Origin of the sequence: Actinomadura luteofluorescens (assembly GCF_013409365.1) — a bacterium.
Taxonomy (GTDB): domain Bacteria; phylum Actinomycetota; class Actinomycetes; order Streptosporangiales; family Streptosporangiaceae; genus Spirillospora; species Spirillospora luteofluorescens.
Window position 1 is genome coordinate 3,581,765 of the sequence record NZ_JACCBA010000001.1, and the last position, 18,200, is coordinate 3,599,964.

Consider the following 18,200-nt stretch of genomic DNA (forward strand, 5'->3'; position numbering starts at 1 on the left):
GGACGCCCGATGGGGAGCGCTCCGGTGGCCCGGTGGGGCCGCGGAACTCCGGAGTGGGGGGTTGCCTCGGGAACGATGACACGGCATATCCGGCATGTCACCGGAAAGTTCCCCCTGCACCTCAGGTGTAGGGAGGCGGCCCGGACGGCAAGGGAAACCCCTACACGGCCAGGGGGTGGACGAGGGTTCCCTAGTGCGGCGGCGACGCCCCGGGACCGGCGGGCCCGCCGCCCAGCAGCGACCCGAGCTGCGCCCGGGAACGGATGCCGAGCTTGCGGTAGACGCGGGTGAGGGACGCCTCGACGGTCTTCACACTCAGGTACAGCCGGTTGGCCACCTGCTGGTTGGTGGCGCCCTGGCCGACGAGGACGGCGATCCGCCGCTCCCCCTCCGTCAGCGACGCCCGCGCGACGGAACCGGGCGCGGCGGGGCCGTCCCGCAGGCCCGTCTCCAGGCGCGACAGCCGGTGCCGCGCCTGCTCGATCCAGGGCCGCGCCTCGCACCGCGAGAAGATCTCCAGGGCGTCCTCGGCCGCCCGCCGGGCGGGCGCGCCGCGCCGCCGGCGCCGCTCGACGCGGGCCTGGTCGAGCAGGCAGCGCCCCGCCTCCAGCGGCTGCCCGAGCCGCGCGAACAGCGCCGCGGCCTCGCTGAGCAGCGCGACCGCCGCGTCGGGCTCGCCGCGCGCGGCGAGCACCGCGGCCTCCGCCCGGTCCAGCCGCCCGGTGACGCCCGCGCCGCGGTACCCGACGGCCGCGCGGGTCGTCCGGATCAGCTCCGCGGCCCGCCCGGTGTCGCCGAGGACGGCGAGCCCCTCCGCGAGGTCGCACTGCCAGGGCAGCACCATCGGCGACGGCAGCCAGCGGTCCTGGCCGAGCGCTTCGATGCGCCGCAGGGTGTCCACGCCCGTCCGGACGTCCCCGCTCCGCATCTGGGCCACGCCCAGCACGTGCAGCAGGCGGCTCTGGAAGATGACGTCGTTCTCCTGCTCGGACGCCCGCACTCCGCGCTCGGCGAGGGCGACCGCCCGGTCGATCCCGCCGCCCGCCAGCTCCGCCAGAGCGCCGTGGTACCAGGCCGGGCCGGGGCTGAGCGCCGCCTGCTCGGTGACCCGCATCGCGCGGTCCGCGAAGTCGAGCGCCTCCCGGCACCGGCCCGTCCGCGCCGACACCTCCGACAGGTTCCGCAGGACGTGCACGACCTCCTCGCCGGAGCCGCGCTCCACCAGCGCCAGCAGCCGCAGCAGCTCCGCGCGGGCCTCGGTGAGGCGGTCCTCGAAGATGGCGCAGTACGCCGCCAGGTACCGGGGCGTCATGTGCAGCCGCCCGTCCAGTGCGGGCTCCGGAAGCCGCCGCGCCCGTTCCAGGTCGCCCGCGTAGTCGCCGCGTCCCTCGATCAGCGCGATGTTCGCCCGGACGGCGAGCGCCCGCGCCTCCAGGTCGGTGTCGCCGGTGTCGCACGCGTGCACCAGCGCGGCGTCGACCTCCTGCTCCGCGCGTCCGGGCGCGCCGGTCACGAGGGTGCCGAGCGCCATCCGCAGCCGCACCTGCCCGAGCAGGGCCGGGTCGCCCTCCGCGTCCACCAGCGCCGCGGCGAACAGCTCGCCCATCTCGGTGAGGCCCTGCCCGGACAGGTCCAGCAGCGCGAGCCTGACCCGCACCCGCTGCGCGCGGGTGGCGTCGGCGGCCAGGACGGCGTCGGCGGCGCGGTGCGCGAGGTCGGGCAGGCCGCCGCTCGCCCCCGTCTCCGCGGCCGCCACCAGCCACTCCGTCCGCTCGGCCGCGGGCTCGGCGGGCGAGCGGTCCGCGGCCAGCAGGTACAGCTCGGCGGCCATCCGGTGCGAGCCCTGCCGGACGGCCTGCTCGGCGGCGGTGACCAGCGAGTGCGCGAGCTCGGCGTTCGGACCCGGGTCGGCGAGGGCGCGGTGCCGGGCCCGTCCCGCCGCGTCCGGCACCGCCTCGGCGAGGGCCCGGTGGACCCGCGCCAGGTGCGGGGCGTCGGCGGACTCGGCGAGGACGGTGCCGACCGCGGGCGGGGTGAACCGGATCCCGCCGCCCTCGGCGATCAGCAGCCCCAGCCCGGCGGCGTGCCCGATGTCGCGCGCGGCCTCGGCGCGGCCGGCCCGGCGCAGCAGGTCGGCCGTCGGCCGGATCGCCAGCGCCGCCGTCAGCAGCGTCTCGCGGGTCCCCTCGGGCAGCCGCGCCAGCCGCTCGGCGATCACGGCCCGCACGCGCTGCGGCAGCGGAGCGGGCCGCCAGTGCCGCGGGACGCGCCCGGTGAACGCGCCGCCGAGCGCCAGCGCGAGGTACGGGTTGCCGCCGGAGTCGGCGTGCAGGGTGTTCACCACCCGCACCGGGAGCCCGTAGCCGTCGAACATCTCGGCCAGCTCGTCCGGCTCCAGCGGCGGGACGGGGAGGTGCGCGGCGTCCGGCGCGGGCGTCCAGGTGTCGCCCGCGGCGAAGCCGTCCGGCCAGCGCCCGGCCACGACGGCGCGCACCCCGCGCGGGCCGAGCCTGCCGACCGTGTAGCGGACGGCGTGCACGGACTCGGCGTCCAGCCATTGGGCGTCGTCGACGAGCAGCAGCACCGGCCGCTCCTCGGCGCACCGGGCGAGCAGGCCCCGGAACGCCAGCCGGCACGCGACATGGTCGGACGACGCCGCCGGATGCGGCTCCGGCAGCCCGGACAGCCGCTCGCGCGGCAGCTCGGCGGTCAGCGCGCCCGGCAGCTGGTCGAGCAGTTCGGCGAGCCCCGAGCACGGCACCCACCGCTCGGTCTCGGTGCCCGCGACCCGCAGCACGAGCTCCCCGCGTCCCGCGGCCGCGGCGCCGACGGCTTCGAGCAGCGCCGTCTTCCCGATACCGCTCGGCCCGGTCAGCACCACGCTGCCGTTCCGCCCGATACGGGACTCCACGGACGCGAGCAGTGCGGATCGCCCTGCCAGCTCGGGCGGTGCTCCGGGGCGGACCACCGGCGGTGCGGCGAGGACGTCCATGACTCGCTCCCCTCAGGAGGACTCGGACGCCGCCCCCGACGATAGCCAGCGGACGATCCCGTCACAACGCCCGCGCTCCGTTCAGGCGCGGAACAGGGCCCGGCTCGTCCCCATCATGATCCGATCGTGCGGGCGCAGCGTCCGCATCACGGACTCCAGGACGGGCCGCGCCATCGACACGCACCCCGCGGTCTGCCCCGCGCCGACGTGCATGAAGATCGCCGACCCGTTCCCCTGGACGACGGGCGAGTCCGGAGGCCGGTTGTAGTTGATCACCACGGCCTGCCGGTAGGGCCCGCTCGCCATGATCCGCGAGAGGTCCTCGTCGGCGGGCAGGCACGCGCCCCGGTAGTAGCGGTTGTACCGCCGGTCGCCGATCGTCGACCCCCAGCAGTCGCCGCTCTCCCGCAGCCTGCGGTAGGGGAGGCGGGTACCGGGGTCCGCCTCGCCGAACGCCTCGGTCAGGGTGTAGGAGCCGGTCGGCGACCTGCCGTCCCCCTCCCGCTTGGCCCCCGGTTCGGCGTAGCCGTTCCGTCCCACATGCCCCGGCGCGGTCAGGAGCGCTTTCCACGTGCGCCCCGTCCGGACGCATTCGGTGACGACCACCTCGGTCGTCCCGTATTGGGCCGCCACCGCGAACACCACGTGCCGCGCCGCGCCCGCCCCGTAACGCGTCTTCCCCTGGCTGAGCGCCTGGCAGGGATCCTCCGCCTTCTCCCGCGCGAGGGCCTGCGGGGCATGAACACCCGCCGCGACCAGCATCGCGACGGTGGAGAGGACCGTGACCCGCATGAACCCCGAACGCATGACGCAGCTCCCTGTTCTCCGAACGGGCATGCCGATGATCGCGTCCCGATCTCTACCCGGCCCGGGTTCGCCTCACCCCCCGCCGCTCGGGGCGGTCGCGAACCGCCCCGGCTCAGTCGCGTGCGGCCCAGTCGCTCAGGGCGGCCTCGACCTCGGCCAGGCACTCGTCGGCGGTGCGGACCCCGTCCCTCTCCAGGTCGGTCATCAGGCCGGCCGCGTACTCGGCGAGAGTGAGGATCAGCTCGTGGAAGCCGACGCGGCCCTCGCGGACGAGGTCCCCCATCACGACGAAGAAGGGACGCGGGCCGGGGTCGAAGAGGGCCTGGACGACCTCAGGGACGTGCTCGGCGCCGGGCGGCGCGTGCCTCGGGAGGAGCTTGAGGAAGTCGTCCACGGAGCGGCCGCGCGCGGACGCCCACTCCTCGGTCACGATCCCCGCGGCGACCGCGGTGCCGACGGCGAGCCTTCCGAGCCCTTCCTCGCCCTCCGGGCCGGACCGGATGGCCGCGATGATCTGGTCGGCCGATGCAGGGCCTTCTGGCGCGGCCCCCGGGTCCTGCCGGAGGGTGGCCCGCAGGAGAGGGACGACGGCGTTCTGACTGTCGAGCTGCATGATCAACGATTCTGACAGCGCGGACCGGGTGGTCCAGCCGTCCGAGCCGCGACCGCAGAACGCCCGGAACCGAGCGGTTCCGGGCGTTCTGCGTGCCGACGTGTCGCCGGAGGGCTACTCGCCCCTCCAGTTCGGCTTGCGCTTCTCGGCGAAGGCCGCCGGGCCCTCCTGGGCGTCCTTGGACATGAAGACCGGCAGGGTGATGTCCTGCTGCTTCTTCCACGCCTCGTCGGACGTCCAGTCCGCGGACTCGACGATGACCTTCTTGGTCGCCGCCAGCGCCAGCGGGGCGTTCTCGGCGACCTTCAGCGCCAGCTCCTTGGCCGCGGCGAGCGCGCCGCCGGGCTCGGCGAGCCGGTTGACGAACCCGAGCTCGGCCATCCGCTCCGCCGGGTACTTGTCGCCGGTCAGGGCGATCTCCATGGCGATGTGGAACGGGATGCGCTGCGGCAGCCGCAGCAGCCCGCCGCCCGCGGCGACCAGCCCGCGCTTCGGCTCGGGCAGCCCGAACCGGGCGTCCCGCGCCGCCACGACCATGTCGCAGGACAGCGCCACCTCGCAGCCGCCGGCCAGGGCGTAGCCCTCGATGGCGGCGATCAGGGGCTTGGCCGACGGGCGCTCGGTGATGCCGGCGAACCCGCGTCCCTCGACGGTCGGGTTGTCGCCCGTCAGGAAGCCCTTGAGGTCCATGCCGGCGCAGAACGTCCCGCCGGCGCCGGTGAGGATGCCGATGGACAGGTCCTTGCGGGAGTCGAGCTCGTCGAGCGCCGCCGCGATCCCCTTCGCCACCTCGCCGTTGACCGCGTTGCGGGCCTCCGGGCGGTTGATGGTGATGACGAGGACTGCGCCGTCTTCTTCGGTAAGGACAGCGTCGTTGCCGGGGGGCGTGGGGGGTCGTCCCCCCTCGGGCGATACAGCGTCGGTCATTCAGGGCCTCACTTCGGCTGGAAGCGGATACCGCCGTCGAAGCGGATCGTCTCGCCGTTCATGTAGTCGTTCTCGATCAGGGACTTGACCAGGTGGGCGAACTCCGACGCCTTGCCCATCCGCTTCGGGAACGGGACGGGGGCGGCGAGCTTGGCCTTGAACGCCTCGGCGGCCTCGCCCGCGCCGTAGATCGGGGTGTCGATGATGCCGGGGCAGATGGTGTTGACCCGGACGCCGATCGCGGCGAGGTCGCGGGCGGCGGGGAGCGTCATGCCGATGATGCCGCCCTTGGACGCGGAGTACGCGATCTGCCCGGTCTGTCCCTCGATGCCGGCGATGGACGCGGTGTTGATCACCACACCGCGCAGCCCGTCCTCGTCGGCGGGCTCGGTCTTGGAGATGGCCGCGGCGCCGATCCGCATCAGGTTGAAGGTGCCGATCAGGTTGATCCGGATGACGGTCTCGTAGGAGGCCAGGTCGTGCGGGCTGCCGTCGCGGCCCACGGTCCGCGACGCCCAGCCGATGCCGGCGCTGTTGACGATGACGCGCAGCGGGGCGCCGGAGTCGACGGCGGCCTGCACCGCGGCCTGCACCTGCTCCTCGTTCGACACGTCCGTCTTGACGAAGACGCCGCCGATCTCGTCGGCGAGGGCCTTGCCCCTGTCCTCGTTCAGGTCGGCGATGACCACCTTGGCGCCTTCGGCGGCCAGCGCGCGGACGGTGGCCTCACCGAGGCCGCTCGCGCCACCGGATACGACGGCGGAAACTCCGTTCAGGTCCATAAGCGACACCTTACGTGAGGGACCGAATGTGGTTCGGGGTGATGCTATCCAGACGCCGTCGCGCGCTCTGCTCACACCCCTGCGGATTGCGGAGGCGCGATGTTACTCCGGAGTCACAATAGGGAACGTTTGCTGCTTCGTGGCAAGGGCACCCGAACCCCATGAGCGAGCGTCCCGCACAGAGCCAGTCCTACCCCGGGCGGACCGGGGACATGACGCCCGAACCGCGCGACGAGATGCGCGGCTACACCGGAAGCGGCCTGCTGGACGGGCGCCGCGCGCTGATCACCGGCGGGGACTCCGGCATCGGGCGCGCGACGGCAGTCGCGTTCGCCAAGGAGGGCGCGGACGTCGCGATCACCTACCTGGAGGAGGATGACGACGCCCGGCACACCGCGGGCCTCGTCGAGGCCGCCGGGCGGCGCTGCGTGACCTTCGGCGGCGACCTGGCCGAGGAGCGGCACGCCCGCGAGATCGTCACGCACACCGTCCGCGACCTCGGCGGCCTCGACCTGCTCGTCCTGCACCACGGCACCCAGACGCCGGTGAAGGACGTCCGCGAGATCGACGACGCCCAGCTGCGGCGGACGTTCGAGGTGAACGTGTTCTCGCTGTTCTGGACCGTCCAGGAGGCCCTCGACCACATGGGGCCCGGGTCGTCCGTCATCATCACCGGGTCCATCAACGGGCTGCGCGGCAACAAGACGCTCATCGACTACTCCGCCAGCAAGGCGGCGGCGATGACGCTGACCACCTGCCTCGCCCAGAACCTCATGGACCGCGAGATCCGCGTCAACTGCGTCGCGCCCGGCCCGGTCTGGACCCCGCTCATCCCCGCCACGTTCGACGAGGAGAAGGTCGAGGACTTCGGGAAGCAGGCGCCCATGGGACGCGCCGCCGACCCCGACGAGATCGCGCCGTCCTACGTGTTCTTCGCCTCCGACCGCCAGTCGTCCTACTACACCGGTCAGACCCTGGTGCCCGCCGGCGGTGAGATCCACCCGGGCTGACGGAGTCGCGCCCGGCTCCTCACCCGGCGCGGCGGTAGGCGGCGGGCGGGGTGGGCGTCGTCCCGAGGCAGGTGGCGACGGGGTCCTCGATCGAGCACCAGCCGGGCTTGCGCACCGGCACGTAACCGGCGGGAACGCCCCGGTTCGCGATGATCGACCGGTAGGTGGGAACGGCGTCGGTCGGACGGCGCGCCAGGGACGGGTCGGTCAGCGCGTCCACCGTGTAGAGGCCGAACCGCGGCCGGTAGCTGCCCCACTCGTAGTTGTCGGTGAGGCTCCAGTAGTTGTAGCCCATCATCTTCACGCCGTCGGCCATCGCGCGCTGGATCCAGTAGATGTGGTCGCGCAGATGGTCGGAGCGTGTGTAGCCGTCCTGTCGCGGCTTGCCGTTGTCCGTGGACATGCCGTTCTCGACGATGTAGATGGGCAGGTTCGGCAGCCGGCGCTGGTAGTTCCTGAGGACGTAGTACAGGCCCTCGGGCTCGGGGTCGATTCTCCAGAACTCGCCCATGAGCGCGTAGGCCGCGGTCACGTTCTGCAGGTTCGCACCGTAGTAGTAGTCGATGCCGATGAAGTCGAGCTTGTCGGTGACCTCGTTGAACAGGGCCGCGTCGAAGATGCCGTTGACGGGCGACCCGTAGGCGACGTTGCTGGACACAGGGGCGCCCGGGTCCACCGCGTGGATCATGTCATAGGCGGCGCGGTGCGTCCTGACCAGCGCGTCGCGCATCGTCATCATCTGCCCGAGGTCCATCGGGCGGGCCGTCAACTCCTTGTAGATGTAGGCGCTGGCCTCGTTGAACGTGATCCAGACGACGCCCTGCCGCTTGTACCTGTCCACGACGAAGCGGGCGTTGCGCAGCCAGTCGTCCTGCGTGCGGGGGTTGTCCCAGGCACCCTGGTCGGCCACCCAGCCCGGATACACCCAGTGGTCGAGCGTCAGCATCGGACGCATCCCGGTCGCCTTGATCCGGCGGACGAGGTCGTCGTAGTAGGCGATCGCCTTCGGGTCGCGGTGGCCGCGGCGCGGCTCGATGCGGGACCACTCGACGGACGTCCGGAACACGTTCGCGCCGAGCCCCCTGGCGAGCTTCAGATCGCTCGGGTAGCGGTGCCGGAAGTCAACGGAGTTCCCGTACGGGTCGGTGACGCCGGTGGCCTTGCGGTCGGCGTACCTCGTCCAGTTGCTGTCGGGGAAGGAGCCTTCGCTCTGGAAGCCGGACGTGGCGACGCCCCAGAGGAATCCGGGCGGGAACTTGGCGGTGGCGGGCCTGGCGGGGGGCGCGGCCGCGGTGGCGGGCGTCGCCGCGGTCAGGCCGAGGGCGGCCGCCAGGGCGAGGGCCGACAGGAGGTGGACGGGGCGTGCTCTGCGGGGCCTGCCGAACACGGGACTCCCTCCGGAGACGGACATGAATCTCCTTCGCACTACAGGGGTCGCGCGGGCCCCCGTCAATGGCCGGACACGGCCAGATCCGGCAACCCCCGGCCCGCCCCCGACTGTGCGGCGCATCACAGACCAATAAATTGATCATGCTTTTCCGGCGCTTGTGACTCACTTCACAAATGACGAAAGGGGTTGCTGATCAGTGCTGGCAGAGCGCTGGACCAGCGTCTCAAACGGACCGCCGGCACCGTGGAGAAATGGCGGGTGATTTGCCAGCGCCGTTCGCCGCTGGCTAGCTTCCTGCCCGGTTCATGCGGCGCCCGAGCCGCCCGGACAACAGAACACGCACACCGACGCGCGGCGGCGGCGCGCCCGGCCTCTCACCGGAGGCCAGGCACGGACCCCCAGGTCGTCCCCTCCAGGGACCCCGCCCGGAAACCGTCGTCGGACGCCGAATCCGTGCAGACGAGAGGCACGGAACCGGAAGCAGCCGCCATTTCTCTGCGTCTCCCCTCAATGACGCTGCGAAATCGGCTGCGGCATCTCGAACCCTCCGAAGAAATCCGGCGGGTGACGGCTGCCCGGTAGGCATCAACCGCGAGGTCTGGAGACATTCTGCATACCCCTCGAAACCCCCTGAAGGCCGGATTCACCGTGGGCGGGCTCGTGCTCACCACGACCACCGCGCTCGGCGCGTCCGTCCTGGCGGCAGGGCCTGTGCAGGCCGCGGCGCCGCAGCGGACGACCCTCGCCGCCGCACCGACCGCGACGGTCACCACCAAGACCCTCACCGCCAAGCAGGCCCGGATCGCGAAGCAGAGGAAGCGCGCCGACTACGCCGTGAAGTACGCGGCCAAGCAGATCGGCGACCCCTACCGCTACGGCGGGACGGGCCCCGGCTCCTGGGACTGCTCCGGGCTGGCCGGCGGATCCTGGCGAAAGGCCGGGGTGAAGCTCCCCCGGACCACCCAGCAGATCTACAAGGCGGTCCACAAGAAGGTCTCCTGGAAGGGCGCCGTCAAGGGCGACCTGCTGTTCTTCTACGGCGGCAGGACCCACATGGGCGTCTACGCCGGCCACGGCTACATGATCCACGCGCCGAGCTCCGGCAAGCGCGTCAAGAAGATCAAGCTGAACGGCTACTACAAGCGCAACTTCCACGGCGCCGTCCGCCCCGGTACCTGACCCCGGACGCACGCCAGGCCCCGCGCCGCCCGCCCGGCGCGGGGCCTGCTGTGTTGTGAAGTCCCGGCCCACTCCGCTCGCCTACGGCCTCACTCCACCGGCCAGCTCACGCGTTCGCGCGCGTGGCCGAGGCCACTTCGAGACAGGCACTAAGCCGGCAGGGTCCGCCGCAGGAACTCCTCGGTGAGCCGCCAAGCGCGCGCGGCAGGCTCCGGCTGGTAGAACATCGGCGCCTTGCGGTTGTGGAACGCATGGCCGCCGTCCTCCTGGACGTGGATTTCCATGCGTTCCCTCTGCCCGACCGCACGTTCCACTTTGGCGACGTCCTCACGGGCGATGTACGCGTCGTCGCCGCCGAAGTGGAACTGCGTGGGCGCCTCGATGGCATCGAGCTTGTCCAGCATGTCCGGCACACCGGACCCGTAGAACGAGACGAGCGAATCGACCTGAGCGTTGGCGGCCACCAGGTACGCGAGCGTCCCGCCGAAGCAGAACCCCAAGACGCCCACCCTGCCCACCTCTGGCAGCCCCTTGAGAACCCCCAGCGCCGCCACGGCGTCCCCCACGCCCTTCTCCCAGTCGAACTGGGAGGCCATCGACATCCCCTTGGGCAGAGCCTCCTCGTTGTGCGCGGTCGACCAGTTCGGCTCGATCCGCCAGAACATGTCGGGCGCCGCCACGACGAACCCCAGCGCGACCAGGTCCTCGGCGACCGCCTCCATGTAGTCGCCGACCCCGAAGATCTCCTGGAGGAGCAGGATCCCCGGACCGCGCGTCCCCCACACCGTCAGGTCGAACTCGCCGTCCGGAACGACGACCTTCTCTGTACGCGTCATGTCAGCCGATGATGGCGTAAACCGCGCTGGCATGCGCGACGGTCCTCCCGTCCGCGGTCATGTCGATCTCCGCGAACGCCATCGTCCGGCCCAGCTTCGACAGCTCCGCGTCCACGAGCACGTCCCGTCCCGTCACGGGCCGCTGGAACGTCGTGCTGAGCTGCACCGTCGTCATCGGCACGAACGACCCTTTGGCCCCCGACACCGCCAGCACCACCGCCGTGTCGGCCGCCGCCATCAGCGCCTGCCCCGACAGCGCGCCGCCCTCCCGGGCGAGCCGGTCGGACCAGGGCAGCCGCAGCACCGCCCTCCCGTCCCCGACCTCCTCGGGCACGAGACCCAGATCGAGAACCCAGGGGGCGAAGTTGTCACGGAGGATCTCTTCAGGCTTCAACGTCACCCCGTCATGATGCACGCTGAGGGCATGCACGAGGAGATCTTCCTGCCCGCCACCTACGCCGCCGGCGTCCCCTACGCGACGTTCGCCGAGCTCCGCGCCGCGTCACCGGTCGCCTGGGTCGGCGAACCGGCCGTCGGCCCCTGGCCCGCGGGCCCCGGCTTCTGGGCGGTCTTCCGGCACGCCGACGTCAAGCACGTCCTGCGCTCCCCGGACCTGTTCTCCTCGAACCTCGGCGCCACCCAGATCCGCGACCCCGACACGCCCGAGGACCTCGCCTTCGTCCGCGCGATGATGCTGAACCAGGACCCGCCGGACCACTCCCGCCTCCGCCGCATCGTCGCCGCCGCGTTCACCCCCCGCGCCGTCCGCGCCCTGGAGGACACGATCAACGAGCGGGCGCGGACCCTCGTGTCCTCCGCCCTCGGCGAGGACGCCGACTTCGTCGAGCTCGCCGCGGACCTCCCCGTCTGGACGCTGGCCCACATCATGGGCGTCCCCGAGTCCGACCGCCGCCTCCTCTACGACTGGGCGTCCCGCGTCATCGGCTACCAGGACCCCGACTACGCCGGCCTCTCCACCGCCGACGCCGCCTCGATGAGCCCCATGGCCCGCGAGGCGATGAAGCACCGCCCGTCCGAGACGCTGCGCCCCGACGGCCGCCCCGTCAACCCGCGCTCCTACCCGGCCCTCGCCGACATGTTCTCCTACGCGCACGCGCTCGCCGCCGAGAAGCGCTCCCACCCGTCCGGCGACATCATGTCCCGCATGCTCGAAGGCGGGCTCACCACCCACGAGTTCGAGAACATGTTCTTCCTCTTCGCCGTCGCCGGGAACGAGACCCTCCGCAACGGCATCCCCGGCGGCCTGCTCACCCTCCTCGACCACCCCGCCGAACTCGCCCGCCTCCGCGCGGACCCGTCCCTCCTGCCGTCCGCGGTCGAGGAGATGCTCCGCTTCTGGCCCCCCGTCATGGACTTCCGCCGCACCGCCACCGCACCGCTCGAACTCGGCGGCCAGAACATCGACGCCGGCGACAAGGTCGTCGTCTACCACGCCTCCGCCAACCGCGACGAGACCGTCTTCCCCTCCCCCGACCGCTTCGACATCGCCCGCACCCCCAACGACCACGTCAGCTTCGGCTTCGGCCCCCACTTCTGCCTGGGCGCCCACCTGGCCCGCACCCAGATGCGCGCCGTCTTCCGCGAACTCCTCCCCCACAACGTCACCCTCACCGGCACCCCCGTCCGCCTGGCCTCCAACTTCCAGAACGGCCTGAAGCACCTCCCCGTCCACCTGACCCCCACCCCCTAACCCCGTCGCGAACCCCCCGTCGATCTCGGTACCCTTGCCAAGACGGGTCGCTAGCTCAATTGGCAGAGCTCCGGACTTTTAATCCGTAGGTTGTGGGTTCGAGTCCCACGCGACCCACCCAGCTTGACCAGGGCAAACGCGAGAATGCCAGGCTTGTCCGCCGCCGCGTTTGCCCCCCCTTCGTCCCCATGTCGGCTCCAGGGCGGCTCGGCGGCCCGATCCGGGCCCACCTCCTCCCTGGTCGCGCCTCAAGGCCCGGCAGCCCTCACACACTCAAGCCGGTCATACCGCCCACAGGATCGACGGCCATGACCACCGGCGCAGTCAGCAACACAGCTTTGCAGGGGCTTCCCATAAGTGAGTCATGGAGAGCACGGCACAGTCCAGAACACGACGCGGGCGACGGCATGCCTCTCCCGCCCTCGACTCATACGCGCTAAGCCAACAACCCGACACGGCCTCCGAAGACGCTCGGCTGCCACACCAAGCAAGACTTTCCATCGGCAGCCATGGCCATGACCACGAACCAACCGAATGAAATCCGACGCCCTCACTGACAGCGTCGCAGGCCAGCAAGTCTCGGCCCCGCGCACGCGGGGATGGTTCCCGGATCGGGCTCCCCGGGTTGCCGATGCTGGTCTCGGCCCCGCGCACGCGGGGATGGTTCCCTGATGTCGCGTATTCCCCCCGTCCCCGACGCACGGTGTCCAGGACGAGGGTCAACGGCTTGCTGCCGTTTTCAGAGTGATCGCTCCGCTGTCGGTGCGGGCGGTGATCGAGCGTGGGGCGACGGCGTCGTTGGGAAGGTCGGTGTGGACGTCGCCGCCGTCTGTGGAGGTCGTGACCTTGTAGGAGGTGCGCGGGACCGTGATGTCCACCTCGCCGTTCTCGGTCTTCACCGCCACCTGCCGTGGCGCGGCGGCGAAGGAAAGGGCGACGTTTCCGTTCTGTGAGGAGGCGGAGACGTGCTCTGATCGGGTGGCGGAGGAGCGCAGTTCGCCGCTTTCGGTGCGCAGGACGAGCGGGCCGGTGGCGGCGGTGACCGCGATCGCGCCGTTGGTGGTGCGGATGCCGAGCGCGGTGCTGAGGCCGGTGGCCGAGATCGTTCCGTTGTCGCCCTCGATGTTCAGAGCGAGGCTGCGGGGGACGAGGACCTGGTAGCGCACCGCGCAGCCGCCGATCAGGGCACCGCAGTCGGTGGCCAGGGTGAGCCGGTCGCCGGTGAGCTTCCAGGTCGCGGACGGGTCGCCGCCGATGAGCGCCCATCGGTCGAACCGGCGGGTGATCTGGACCTTGTCCACGTCGGCGGGCCGGATGTCCAGGTCGCCCGAGTCCTTGACGATCGTGAGGCGGTCGCCGACCGGGCCGAAGGAGCGCCTTTCCGGTCGGGCGCCGTCGGCCGAGGCGCCGCAGCCGGTGAGGGCCGCGAGCAGGAGCAGCGCTCCCGCGGCCGGTGGGAGGACGCGACGGAATGAGGTGGTCAACGGATCTCCACAGTCGATACCGAAAGTATTGAATACCTAAAGTATGCTACGGTCCGGCCATGACCGACAACCGAGGGCCCGCGAGGCGGGTCCCACGCGAGGAGGTCCGGCGGCGGCTGCTGGCCGAGGCGGTGCGAGTGTTCACCGAACGCGGCTACGACGACGCCCGGATCGAGGACATCGCCCACGCCGCCGGCTTCACCAAGGGCGCCGTCTACTCCAACTTCGGCGGAAAGCAGGAACTGTTCGGCGCCGTCCTCAGCCAGGGCGCCGAGGACGAGCGGGCCACGGTGACCGCCGAGATCGACGGCGGCGGCGAGACGGGCGCGTTGATCGAGCGGGTCGCCGCACTGATCACCGCCCGAATCGTCACCGACACCGGGCACGGCCAGCTCGGTCTGGAGTTCGCCGCCCGCGCCGCCCGCGACGAGAAGACCCGGGCCGTGCTGGCCCCGATGCGCCGCGCGCAGCGCGACACCGCCGCCCGGGCCGTCGCCGAGGTGTCCGATCGCACCGGCACCGGCCCGGCCGTCCCGCCGGAGCTGGCCGGGCTGATCCTGCACTGCCTCACCAACGGTCTGGTCAACGAGCACCTCGCCGACCCCGAGGCCGTCACCGCCGATGTCATCGAGCAGGCGTTCAGCGCCGTGCTGACCGCGCTGCTGCTCCCGACCAGCCGCACCTGACGCACTGGTACACATCTCTGAGAGGACCTTCGTTGGCGACCCTGCTCTATCGGCTCGGGCGGACCGCGTTCCGCCACCGCCTGCGGTTTCTGGCAGGCTGGCTGGTCCTGCTGGTGCTGGCCGGGGGCGGTTTCGCCGCATTCGGCTCGCATCTGGACAGCGAGGCCACCATCCCCGGCTCGCAATCCCAGCAGGGCATCGACCTGCTGGAACGTTCCCTCCCCGAGGCGACCGGCGTCACCGCGCAGCTGGTGTTCGCCGCCCCGCCAGGCACCACCGTCGACGACCCGGCCCACCGGGCCCGCATCGGCGACGCGGTCCGGCAGGCGGGCACGGCGCCGCAGGTCGCCGAGGCCACCGACCCGTTCGAGACCGGGACCATCTCGGCCGACCGCCGCACCGCGCTCGCCCAGGTGCTGTACCCGATCAAGCGGGACGTCCTGGACGACGCAAGCGTCACCGCGCTGGAGGACATCGCCGCCGCGGCCCGCGCGAACGGTATGCGCGCCGAGGTCGGCGGGTCGGTCTACAGCACCGCCGGCATGCACGCGGGCATCGGCGAGGTCATCGGCGTCGCCGTCGCCGTGATCGTGCTGGTGGTCACCTTCGGGTCGCTGCTGGCCGCCGGACTGACCCTGGTCACCGCGATCACCGGGCTGGTGATCGGGCTGCTGGGACTGCTGCTGGCCTCCAACCTCGCCACCATCTCCGACACCGCCCCAAGCCTGGCGCTGATGGTCGGCCTGGCCGTCGGCATCGACTACGCGCTGTTCATCGGCTCCCGGCACCGCGCCCAACTCGCCGACGGGATGGCCGCCGAAGAATCGGCGGCGCGTTCCGTGGCGACCGCGGGCGGCGCCGTCGTCTTCGCCGGCCTGACGGTGATCATCGCGCTGGCCGGTCTGAGCGTGGTCGGCATCCCGTTCCTGACCGTCATGGGCCTGGCCGCCGCGCTGACCGTACTGATGGCGGTGGCAGCCGCCATCACCCTGCTGCCCGCCCTGCTCGGCCTGGCCGGCGACCGCCTGCGCCCCCGGCCGGGCTCCCGCGCCGCCCGGTCCGAACGCGCCGGGGCGGGCGGGCTGCGCTGGGCCCGCCTGGTCACCCGCCGTCCACTGCTCACCATCCCGACCGTGCTGCTGGCCCTGGGGGCGATGGCGCTCCCGGCGCTCAAGCTGGAGCTGGCGATGCCCGACAACGGCACCGCCGACCCCGCCTCCACCCAGCGCAAGGCCTACGACCTGATCTCCACCGCCTTCGGCCCCGGCAACAACGGCCGGCTGCTGGTGCTGGTCCACACCCGCCGCGGCGGCGACCCGGTACGGGCCGCCGCCCAGATCGCCGAAGGGCTCGACCTGCCCGGCGTGATCTCGGTCAGCGACGCCGAGCCCGGCACCGATGGGCGCACTGCGGTCCTCAACCTCGTTCCCTCCCAAGGCCCGCGCACCCAGGCCACCCAGCGGCTCGTCCGCGACATCCGCGCCCGCACCCCCGCACTCGGCACCGCCGCAGGCGCACAGGTCCTGGTCACCGGCTCCACCCCCGCCGCCATCGACGTCTCCGACCGACTGCGCGGCTCACTGGCGCCCTTCACCGCCGTCGTGGTCGGGCTCTCGCTGCTGCTGTTGCTACTGGTCTTCCGCTCGCTCCTCGTCCCGGTCAAGGCTGCGGCCGGGTTCCTGCTGTCGGCTGGTGCCGCGTTCGGGTCGGTCGTCGCGGTCTTCCAATGGGGCTGGCTCGCCGATCTGTTCGGCGTCGCCACCACCGGACCGGTCTTCAGCTTCATGCCGATCGTGGTGATCGCCGTGCTGTTCGGCCTGGCGATGGACTACCAGGTCTTCCTCGTCTCGCGAATTCGCGAGGAGTACGTCCACACCGGCCGTCCGCGCGAAGCCGTGCCGGCCGGATCCAAGCACGCCACCCGGGTCATCACCGCCGCCGCACTCATCATGTTCGCCGTCTTCGCCGGGTTCGTCACCACCGACGACCTCACCCTCAAACCCATCGCCCTCGGCCTGGCCGCCGGCATCCTGACCGACGCCTTCCTGGTACGGATGACCCTCGTCCCCGCCATCCTCGCCCTCACCGGCCACGCCGCCTGGTGGCTGCCCAGATGGCTGAACCGCCTCCTGCCCGACGTCGACATCGAAGGCACCGGCCTTCAACGGCCTCCTACCCCGCACACTCAAGACCCCGAACTCGCCACAGAACCGGCAGCTCCCTCCAACTGACACCTGTTCGGTTCACTCCCGTCCGCACCTTGCCGTCTCTGGACCGAGTTCCAGGTCAGGTCCGGCGCCAGGTGGGTGTGGCCTCGCGGGTGAGGGCAGCGGTCACGCCCCGCTCGCTGTGTCGCGCGACCTGCCGCCCGACAACATGCCCAGGCGGTTCCGAACTGAGGCGGGCCTTGGCCTGAAATCACTCGTGCGTGGCAGCCCGCTCATCCGCACCGGCGCGGAACTCGCCGACGACGGCGGACGAAGCCGCACGCTGGCAAGGAATGGGGCTACGAACACCCCTGAACGCCTTACGGTTCGCCTCCGAGGGCCGCCGCAGCATTGCTGGCTCTGTGGGGCGGGGTGGGCGGCGCGGGGGCACAGTGCTGCAAATATGAGAACACGTTACAGTTTCTGCCATGGGCACAGTCACTTGGGACGCGCCGGACGGAGACCACCCCGCGCGCCGGGCGGTACGCGCGGCGATGGCCGCGGCCGCGGGCGGGCGCAAGCAGGAGTGGCTCGCGCTGTTCGGCCCGGACGCCGTCATCGAGGATCCCGTCGGCCCCTCGATGCTCGATCCCGAGGGCAAGGGGCACCGGGGGCCGGACGGGATCGAGCGGTTCTGGGACGAGAACATCGCCCGGGTGCGCAAGTTCCACTTCCGGGTGAGCGACTCGTTCGCCAACGGCCCCGCCTGCGCCAACGTCGTCACCATCACCGCGACGCTGGACGGCGGGACCACCACGACGATCGACTGCCTGACCGTCTACACCGTCGATGACGACGGCCTGATCACTTCGTTCCGCGCCCATTGGGAACCGGACCGCGTAATGGCCACCCTGACCTCCCCGTAAGACGGGTAGACAGTCGTCCTGGCGGACGTTGAGGATCACGCCAGAGGCCTGTCTGAGGCCGACCTGGCCCACATCTCCTGCACCGCCTTCAACTCCACCCCCGCCGCCAGCGTTGCCGCGCCGTGCCGCAGGTCGCGCAGCCGCACCGGCGGCAGCCGGTGCTCGGCCTGCTGCCGGTCCCGGTGGGCACCTAGCGTGGCGATCATGGCCCGGGCCAGCGCGATGACGCGGACGCTGAGCGCGGTCTTGGACGGACGCGCCGTCAGACGGCCGTTCCGCCGCTGTAGTTGCTCGCAGATGGTCGCGGTGCCGTGCTCCACGTCCACACCCACCCAGCGCAGCCTGGCCGTCTCACCGCGCCGCAAACCGCGCAGCGCGTTCAGGCGGTAGACGGCGTACAGGCGGTGGTCGCGGGTGGCGTGCAGGAACGCGGCGGTCTGCTCGGCCGTCCACACCGCCACCGATGGACGCTCTCCGGTCCGTTCCCAGGGCTCGACTCGGGCGGCGGTCCACACCACCGCCCGCGGCCGCCGCGCCGCCGGGTTCTCGCTGATGAGGCCCTCCCGCAGCGCGGTGTTCAGTGCGCTGCGTAGTGTCGAGCGGATCCGGTTCAGCGTCGCCTTCCGGATCCGCCGCCCCTCGGCTTGATGGTCGTGCACGATCGCGGCGAACATCTCCCGCCGGCCGGTGTTCACGTGGCGTGGCGGATG

General features: G+C 71.9%; 16 protein-coding genes and 1 tRNA gene. 7 read left to right on the forward strand and 10 right to left on the reverse strand.

Annotated elements, in window-relative coordinates:
- Positions 1-190: 190 nt before the first annotated feature.
- From BJY14_RS16520 to BJY14_RS16540, 5 genes are all read right to left on the reverse strand, one after another.
- Positions 191-2,992, reverse strand: coding sequence for an AAA family ATPase (locus tag BJY14_RS16520; RefSeq protein ID WP_179844424.1), 2,802 nt, complete (start codon positions 2,990-2,992; stop codon positions 191-193).
- 81 nt (positions 2,993-3,073) lie between these two features.
- Complete coding sequence (locus tag BJY14_RS16525) at positions 3,074-3,799, reverse strand: L,D-transpeptidase family protein (protein ID WP_179844425.1); 726 nt, start codon at positions 3,797-3,799, stop codon at positions 3,074-3,076.
- Between the two features lie 112 nt (positions 3,800-3,911).
- Positions 3,912-4,412, reverse strand: coding sequence for a hypothetical protein (locus tag BJY14_RS16530; RefSeq protein WP_179844426.1), 501 nt, complete (start codon positions 4,410-4,412; stop codon positions 3,912-3,914).
- Between the two features lie 114 nt (positions 4,413-4,526).
- Positions 4,527-5,339, reverse strand: a complete 813-nt coding sequence (locus tag BJY14_RS16535; protein ID WP_179844427.1) for a crotonase/enoyl-CoA hydratase family protein — start codon at positions 5,337-5,339, stop codon at positions 4,527-4,529.
- An 8-nt stretch (positions 5,340-5,347) separates the two neighbouring features.
- Positions 5,348-6,121 carry an SDR family oxidoreductase gene (locus BJY14_RS16540; protein ID WP_179844428.1) on the reverse strand — a complete coding sequence of 258 codons (774 nt, stop codon included), beginning with the start codon at positions 6,119-6,121 and terminating at the stop codon, positions 5,348-5,350.
- Between the two features lie 161 nt (positions 6,122-6,282).
- Here BJY14_RS16540 and BJY14_RS16545 point away from each other — a divergent pair, with 161 nt between their 5' ends.
- The gene (locus BJY14_RS16545) at positions 6,283-7,131 is read left to right on the forward strand and encodes an SDR family oxidoreductase (protein ID WP_179844429.1); all 849 of its coding nucleotides are present in this window, start codon (positions 6,283-6,285) and stop codon (positions 7,129-7,131) included.
- Between the two features lie 19 nt (positions 7,132-7,150).
- Here BJY14_RS16545 and BJY14_RS16550 read toward each other — a convergent pair whose 3' ends face one another.
- Positions 7,151-8,542 carry a glycoside hydrolase family 1 protein gene (locus BJY14_RS16550; RefSeq protein ID WP_179844430.1) on the reverse strand — a complete coding sequence of 464 codons (1,392 nt, stop codon included), beginning with the start codon at positions 8,540-8,542 and terminating at the stop codon, positions 7,151-7,153.
- Positions 8,543-9,169: 627 nt separating this feature from the next.
- On the opposite strand from BJY14_RS16550, the gene BJY14_RS16555 reads away from it, so the two are divergent.
- Positions 9,170-9,700 carry a C40 family peptidase gene (locus tag BJY14_RS16555; protein ID WP_312879261.1) on the forward strand — a complete coding sequence of 177 codons (531 nt, stop codon included), beginning with the start codon at positions 9,170-9,172 and terminating at the stop codon, positions 9,698-9,700.
- Positions 9,701-9,849: 149 nt separating this feature from the next.
- Here the strand turns inward: BJY14_RS16555 and BJY14_RS16560 are convergent, their stop codons facing one another.
- Together BJY14_RS16560 and BJY14_RS16565 are read right to left on the reverse strand one after the other, a co-directional pair.
- A complete protein-coding gene (locus BJY14_RS16560; RefSeq protein WP_179844431.1) occupies positions 9,850-10,536 on the reverse strand; it encodes a dienelactone hydrolase family protein in 687 nt (228 codons plus the stop codon).
- A 1-nt stretch (position 10,537) separates the two neighbouring features.
- Positions 10,538-10,936 (reverse strand): PaaI family thioesterase, encoded by a 399-nt coding sequence (locus BJY14_RS16565; protein ID WP_179844432.1) that lies wholly within the window; start codon positions 10,934-10,936, stop codon positions 10,538-10,540.
- Between the two features lie 24 nt (positions 10,937-10,960).
- Here BJY14_RS16565 and BJY14_RS16570 point away from each other — a divergent pair, with 24 nt between their 5' ends.
- Positions 10,961-12,247: a cytochrome P450 gene (locus tag BJY14_RS16570; RefSeq protein WP_179844433.1), complete on the forward strand. Its 1,287-nt coding sequence runs from the start codon at positions 10,961-10,963 to the stop codon at positions 12,245-12,247.
- 44 nt (positions 12,248-12,291) lie between these two features.
- A tRNA-Lys gene (locus BJY14_RS16575) sits at positions 12,292-12,364 on the forward strand.
- Between the two features lie 602 nt (positions 12,365-12,966).
- Here the strand turns inward: BJY14_RS16575 and BJY14_RS16580 are convergent.
- Positions 12,967-13,731, reverse strand: coding sequence for a DUF4097 family beta strand repeat-containing protein (locus tag BJY14_RS16580; RefSeq protein ID WP_179844434.1), 765 nt, complete (start codon positions 13,729-13,731; stop codon positions 12,967-12,969).
- Positions 13,732-13,790: 59 nt separating this feature from the next.
- Here BJY14_RS16580 and BJY14_RS16585 point away from each other — a divergent pair, with 59 nt between their 5' ends.
- The 3 genes from BJY14_RS16585 to BJY14_RS16595 all read left to right on the forward strand — a co-directional run bounded on the left by BJY14_RS16585 (position 13,791) and on the right by BJY14_RS16595 (position 17,490).
- Complete coding sequence (locus tag BJY14_RS16585) at positions 13,791-14,417, forward strand: TetR/AcrR family transcriptional regulator (protein ID WP_179844435.1); 627 nt, start codon at positions 13,791-13,793, stop codon at positions 14,415-14,417.
- 32 nt (positions 14,418-14,449) lie between these two features.
- Complete coding sequence (locus BJY14_RS16590; RefSeq protein WP_179844436.1) at positions 14,450-16,648, forward strand: MMPL family transporter; 2,199 nt, start codon at positions 14,450-14,452, stop codon at positions 16,646-16,648.
- Between the two features lie 404 nt (positions 16,649-17,052).
- A complete protein-coding gene (locus BJY14_RS16595; RefSeq protein WP_149261698.1) occupies positions 17,053-17,490 on the forward strand; it encodes a nuclear transport factor 2 family protein in 438 nt (145 codons plus the stop codon).
- Between the two features lie 35 nt (positions 17,491-17,525).
- Here BJY14_RS16595 and BJY14_RS16600 read toward each other — a convergent pair whose 3' ends face one another.
- Positions 17,526-18,185: a site-specific integrase gene (locus BJY14_RS16600; RefSeq protein ID WP_179844437.1), complete on the reverse strand. Its 660-nt coding sequence runs from the start codon at positions 18,183-18,185 to the stop codon at positions 17,526-17,528.
- Between the last annotated feature and the right edge of the window lie 15 nt (positions 18,186-18,200).

What these genes read in the sequence shown, in the direction of transcription:
- BJY14_RS16520 (WP_179844424.1), bottom strand. Translation starts at nt 2,992, where the DNA reads ATGGACGTCCTCGCCGCACCGCCGGTGGTCCGCCCCGGAGCACCGCCC.
- BJY14_RS16525 (WP_179844425.1), bottom strand. Translation starts at nt 3,799, where the DNA reads ATGCGTTCGGGGTTCATGCGGGTCACGGTCCTCTCCACCGTCGCGATG.
- BJY14_RS16530 (WP_179844426.1), bottom strand. Translation starts at nt 4,412, where the DNA reads ATGCAGCTCGACAGTCAGAACGCCGTCGTCCCTCTCCTGCGGGCCACC.
- BJY14_RS16535 (WP_179844427.1), bottom strand. Translation starts at nt 5,339, where the DNA reads ATGACCGACGCTGTATCGCCCGAGGGGGGACGACCCCCCACGCCCCCC.
- BJY14_RS16540 (WP_179844428.1), bottom strand. Translation starts at nt 6,121, where the DNA reads ATGGACCTGAACGGAGTTTCCGCCGTCGTATCCGGTGGCGCGAGCGGC.
- BJY14_RS16545 (WP_179844429.1), top strand. Translation starts at nt 6,283, where the DNA reads ATGAGCGAGCGTCCCGCACAGAGCCAGTCCTACCCCGGGCGGACCGGG.
- BJY14_RS16550 (WP_179844430.1), bottom strand. Translation starts at nt 8,542, where the DNA reads ATGTCCGTCTCCGGAGGGAGTCCCGTGTTCGGCAGGCCCCGCAGAGCA.
- BJY14_RS16560 (WP_179844431.1), bottom strand. Translation starts at nt 10,536, where the DNA reads ATGACGCGTACAGAGAAGGTCGTCGTTCCGGACGGCGAGTTCGACCTG.
- BJY14_RS16570 (WP_179844433.1), top strand. Translation starts at nt 10,961, where the DNA reads ATGCACGAGGAGATCTTCCTGCCCGCCACCTACGCCGCCGGCGTCCCC.
- BJY14_RS16585 (WP_179844435.1), top strand. Translation starts at nt 13,791, where the DNA reads ATGACCGACAACCGAGGGCCCGCGAGGCGGGTCCCACGCGAGGAGGTC.
- BJY14_RS16595 (WP_149261698.1), top strand. Translation starts at nt 17,053, where the DNA reads ATGGGCACAGTCACTTGGGACGCGCCGGACGGAGACCACCCCGCGCGC.